Raw genomic sequence first — 3636 nt, forward strand, 5'->3', positions numbered from 1 at the left:
GTTGGGCTTTAATGCCCGCTTCACTGGTCTGGTCGGCGGTCAGGATTGCATCCACCAGCACCTGCCCGAGTTGAGGAGCCAGCGCCAGCAGCAATTCGCGGGCAAACTCGCTCTGTTTATCAATCGTCAGGCGCATGCCCAGACCAAACTCGGCGTTATCCTCGAACAGGCTGTTCGACCATGCCGGACCGCGGCCTTCGCGGTTGACCGCCCAAGGTGTGGTGGGCAGATTGCCGCCGTAAATCGAGGAGCAGCCGGTAGCGTTGGCAATCACGATACGGTCGCCAAACAATTGTGAAACCAGTTTGACATACGGCGTTTCGCCGCAACCGGCACAGGCGCCGGAAAACTCAAACAGCGGTTCGAGCAGCTGCGAGTTTTTGACAGTTCCCACGCTGATTGCGGTGCGGTCCACCTCCGGCAAGGAGAGGAAGAACTCCCAGTTGACCCGTTCGCTTTCGCGCAGCGGCGGTTGAGGCGCCATGTTGATGGCTTTCAGACCAACCTGAGATTTGTTCTTGGCGGGGCAGGCTTCCACGCACAGCGCGCAACCGGTGCAGTCCTCCGGTGCTACCTGAATGGTGAATACCATGCCCGGAAATTCTTTGAATTTGGCGGGAGTCGATTTGAAAGTTTCCGGCGCATTTTCCAGATACCTGGGGTCATAAACTTTCTGGCGGATAACCGCATGCGGACACACCAATGCGCACTTACCGCACTGGATACACACATCCGGATCCCAGACCGGAATTTCCAGGGCGATGTTGCGTTTTTCCCAGCGGGCGGTTGCAGTGGGGAAGGTGCCGTCCACCGGCAGTTTGCTGACCGGCAAAGTATCGCCCTCAAAAATCATCATGGGCGCCAGCGTTTCGCGCACAAAGGCGGGAGCTTCGTCGGCAACTGCTTTGCGGCGGCTGAAGGTGCTGGTAACCCGTCCCGGCACTTTGACTTCAAACAGGTTGTCGAGGGTGTGATCCACCGCTTCAAAATTGCGCCTGACCACGGCTTCGCCGCGTTTGCCGTAAGTTTTCTCAATGCTCTTTTTGATTTGGGCGATGGCCTCATCGCGCGGCAATACGCCGCTGATGGCGAAGAAGCAGGTCTGCATGATGGTGTTGATGCGCCCGCCCATGCCGGTCTTTTGGGCGACCTCATAGGCATCAATGACGTAGAATTTCAGGTTTTTCTCGATGATGGTCTGCTGAACTTCGCGCGGCAGGTGTTCCCAAACCTGATCGGGTGGGTAGATGCTGTTGAGCAGGAAAACTGCACCGGGTGCAGCGTATTTCAATACATCCAGCCGTTCGAGGAAGGTGAACTGGTGGCAGGCAACAAAGTTGGCCTGACCGGGTTGAATCAGGTACGGCGCGCGAATCGGGCGGGGGCCAAAACGCAGGTGTGAAATGGTTACCGAGCCGGACTTTTTGGAGTCGTACACAAAATAGCCCTGGGCGTAATTGTCGGTTTCTTCACCGATGATTTTGATCGAGTTTTTATTAGCTCCAACGGTACCATCTGCACCCAGACCGAAGAAGACACACCGCACGGTTTGGGGATGTTCGATAGAGAAGGAGGCATCATAATCTAAACTGGTGTGGCTGACATCGTCCACGATGCCCACCGTGAAATGATTGCGCGGATTTTCGCTTTTCAGTTCGTCAAAGACGGCTTTGACCATTCCCGGTGTAAATTCCTTGGAAGATAGACCATACCGCCCGGCTACCATGACCGGCACTTGCTGGAAGGGAGCTTTACCAGTGCGCACCGCTTCAGTAACGGCGGTTACCACATCTTCATGGAGCGGTTCACCGGCAGCTCCGGGTTCTTTGGTGCGGTCTAAAACGGCGATCTTTTGCACACTGGCCGGCAGAGCTTTCATCAGCCCTTCCAGAGAGAACGGCCGGTAAAGTCGCACGGTAACCACCCCAACCTTTTCACCCTGCTGCTGCAGGTAGAGCGCGGTTTCTTCAGCGGTTTCGGCTCCGGAGCCCATCAGGATGATCACCCGTTCGGCATCCGGCGCACCGGCGTAATCAAATAGATGATAGGCGCGTCCGGTCAATTTGGCGAATTGATCCATCGTTTCCTGGACAATCGCCGGGCAGGCATTATAGAAGGGGTTAATGGCTTCGCGCGCCTGGAAGAATACATCCGGATTCATGGCTGTGCCGCGCAGGACGGGATGTTCCGGGCTGAGGGCACGGGCGCGGTGCTGACTGACGGCTTCCATGTCAATCATGGCCCGCATGTCGTCTTCGCTCAGGTATTCAATCTTGTTGACTTCGTGCGAAGTACGGAAACCATCGAAGAAGTGCAGGAAAGGAATGCGTGAGCGCAGCGAAGCCGCTTGAGCAATCAATGCCATGTCGTGGGCTTCCTGCGGCGAGCGGGAGGCCAGCAGCGCCCAGCCGGTCTGGCGGGTGGCCATCACATCCGAGTGATCGCCGAAAATGGAAAGGGCGTGGGTAGCCACCGTGCGGGCTGAAACATGAAAGACGGCCGGGGTCAATTCGCCGGCGATCTTGTGCATGTGGGGGATAATCAGCAGCAAGCCCTGCGAGGCGGTGAAGGTGGTGGTCAGTGAACCGGTTTGCAAAGCGCCATGCACGGCTCCGGCAGCGCCGCCTTCGGATTGCATTTCCACGACCAGCGGTACGGTTCCCCAGATGTTGGGGATTTTGGCGGCTGCCCAGGCATCGGACAGTTCACCCATCCCTGAAGAAGGGGTAATGGGATAAATGGCGATGACTTCATTCAGCCGATAGGCTACATAAGCAACAGCCTCATTGGCATCTACGGTTATCTTTTGTCGTGTCATTTCGTTAAACTCCACTTTGAGATGATAGAAATCCCAAAAACAGCCTGCTTTCTGCTGTGAAAGTCAGGCTGTTTTAATGTTCGGCCGGCTTGGGTGTCCAGACATTCATCTATGAGAGTGTATCTTTTCTTGGACAAATGGGTAAGTTATATTGGTCATTGAAATCATATGTTTCCTGTCATATTTACAAATCACCCTTGAGTCGTTTCTGCGCCAGCATCAGGGCTGCCAGGCTTTTGGCATCCCGCAGCTCTCCATTTTGAGCCATTTCCAGTGCCTCTGCAGCCGGAATGGCAACCAGCTGGAGAAATTCATCGGCATCCTGTTCCAGGGGTGACGGGTAAAGCCCGCTGGCAAGAAAGATGTACATGTGTTCGCTGGAATAGCCGGGAGCCAGATAAAAGTCACCCAGCAGTTCCAGGTTTGAGGCGGCCATGCCGGTTTCCTCGCGGATTTCACGAGCAGCGCAGGTCTGTGGGTCTTCAGCATCGTTCAGTACACCGGCTGGCAGTTCCAGCAATTCTTTCCCAACTCCGATGCGGTACTGCCTGACAAAGAGCAGGTTGCCGTTCGAATCCAGCGGTACAATCGTCACCGAGCCGCTGTGTTGAACAAGATCATAAGGGCGGACGCTGCCGTCAGGTAATCTCATTTGGACCTTTTCAACGCCGAATGCGCGTCCCTGGTAAATCGTTTCACGTTGAAGAATGGAAAAATTCATCCTGCACCTTTTTTCAGCGAGTAATTAACGTCAATTCGGGATAAATCATTTTTACATCAACTTTCGAATTTTCGTCCCCCTCCCGCCTCCCCCAAAA

General features: G+C 55.0%; 2 protein-coding genes. Both read right to left on the reverse strand.

Annotation, left to right across the window (positions count from 1 at the left end; translation table 11 throughout):
* A partial coding sequence (nifJ, locus tag VAE48_RS13615; RefSeq protein ID WP_322793877.1) for a pyruvate:ferredoxin (flavodoxin) oxidoreductase occupies positions 1-2818 on the reverse strand: 2818 nt, incomplete at its 3' end.
* A 184-nt stretch (positions 2819-3002) separates the two neighbouring features.
* The gene (locus VAE48_RS13620; RefSeq protein WP_322793878.1) at positions 3003-3470 is read right to left on the reverse strand and encodes an NUDIX hydrolase; all 468 of its coding nucleotides are present in this window, start codon (positions 3468-3470) and stop codon (positions 3003-3005) included.
* Positions 3471-3636 lie beyond the last annotated feature (166 nt).

Source organism: Bellilinea sp., assembly GCF_034432615.1.
Taxonomy (GTDB): domain Bacteria; phylum Chloroflexota; class Anaerolineae; order Anaerolineales; family Anaerolineaceae; genus Bellilinea.

Coding starts and splice junctions, on each gene's coding strand:
- VAE48_RS13620 (WP_322793878.1), bottom strand. CDS start 3,470: ATGAGATTACCTGACGGCAGCGTCCGCCCTTATGATCTTGTTCAACAC.